1 protein-coding gene is annotated in these 1,364 nt (G+C 67.1%); it reads right to left on the bottom strand.

Annotated features, from left to right (window positions below; translation table 11 throughout):
* Positions 1–52: 52 nt before the first annotated feature.
* On the bottom strand, positions 53–1,252 hold the full coding sequence (locus IRX98_RS22370; RefSeq protein WP_224280560.1) for an IS481 family transposase: 1,200 nt from the start codon (positions 1,250–1,252) through the stop codon (positions 53–55).
* Positions 1,253–1,364: the final 112 nt, after the last annotated feature.

The raw sequence follows: 1,364 nt of genomic DNA, 5'->3' as shown, positions 1-1,364 counted from the left end.
TGTGATGTCTCAGGACATTGGAATAGCCGGACCTACGAAGTTGTAGGTCCGGCTATTGCTTTGTGGGGCCGGGCGGCCGTCCGGTGGGCTGGTAGTCGCGGGTGGGGTCGAGTGTGAGCTCGCGGAGGATCTCGCCGGTGGTGGCGTTGATGAGGGTGATGTCGAGGTCCTGGACGAGGAGTCGGACGTAGGTTCCGGCGTGGGTTCGTCCGACGCCGATGTGGTGCAGGCGGCCGTTGTGGCGCAGGGTCACGACGCCGGACTTGTCGATCTTGTCGGTGCGGACCCTGTGGTGGGTCTCGTGGGCGCGATCGGCGCCCGGGGCGGCCTTGGGGCGCGCTCGGTAGGCCGCGGCCGGTGTGGCGCGGTGTTGCAGTGAGCGGTGTGGACGGCGCTGGTTGTAGTCGTCGCGGAACCGGTCCAGCAGGACCTGCAGCTGGGTCAGGGTGGCGGGCTGGTCGGGTTGGGCACGTAGCCACTTCTTCATGGTCTGCTGGAAGCGTTCGACCTTCCCGCAGGTGGTGGGGTGGTTCGGGCGGGAGTTCTTCTGGACGATGTTCAGCCGTCGCAGCTCGTGCTCGAGCTTGGACCGTCCGCCCTTCCCACCGGCGAACCGGACGGTGTAGACCATCCCGTTGTCGGTCAGGGTGGACGCGGGATAGCCGTGCTGGGCTGCGGTCTCGGTGAACGTGGTGAGCACGATCTGCGCGGTGATCCGGTGGTGGGCCGTGACGTGCAGCGCGTAGCGGGAGTGGTCGTCGAGCCAGGTGATGATCTCGACGTCTGCGCCGGGGCTGCGGTCTGGGTTGGTCAGGCGGTAGTGGGTGAAGTCGGACTGCCAGGTCTCGTTGGGCTGCTCGGCCTCGAACCTGATGTAGGACGACTTCGGGCGCTTCCTCGGCTCTGGGGTGATGGCGCCGTGGCGGGTCAGGATCCGGTGCACGCTCGCCCGCGACAGGCTGATGCCGTGGTGCTGGGTCAGGTGCCAGCAGATCGTGTCGGGGCCTGCGTCGTGTCCGGACTCGCTCAGCTGCTTGCGTAGCGCCAGGACCAGTTCCACAGTCTCGGGCGCGGTGGCGGTCGGAGACGTCTTCGGTGCCCGGGACAACGGCTCGAACGCGGTATCGCCCTCGATGCGGTAGCGGGCCATCAGCCTGCTGATCCAGCCCTGGGACACGGCGTAGGTGCGGGCGACTTCGGACTGGGACTGGCCGGCCAGGACGGCGGTGATGACGAGGCGACGTTTCGACACCTCGCAGCCTCGGGTGGGCGCACCAGCCTGTGACGACGCCATGCCGATGTCGTGAGACATCCCTATTCCGATGTCCTGAGACACCCCATTCCGATGTCCTGAACCAACACAC

It is taken from the genome of Nocardioides lacusdianchii, from assembly GCF_020102855.1.
GTDB lineage: Bacteria > Actinomycetota > Actinomycetes > Propionibacteriales > Nocardioidaceae > Nocardioides > Nocardioides lacusdianchii.
Note: the sequence above shows the minus strand (reverse complement) of the source record. Positions and strands in the feature narration are given on the sequence as shown.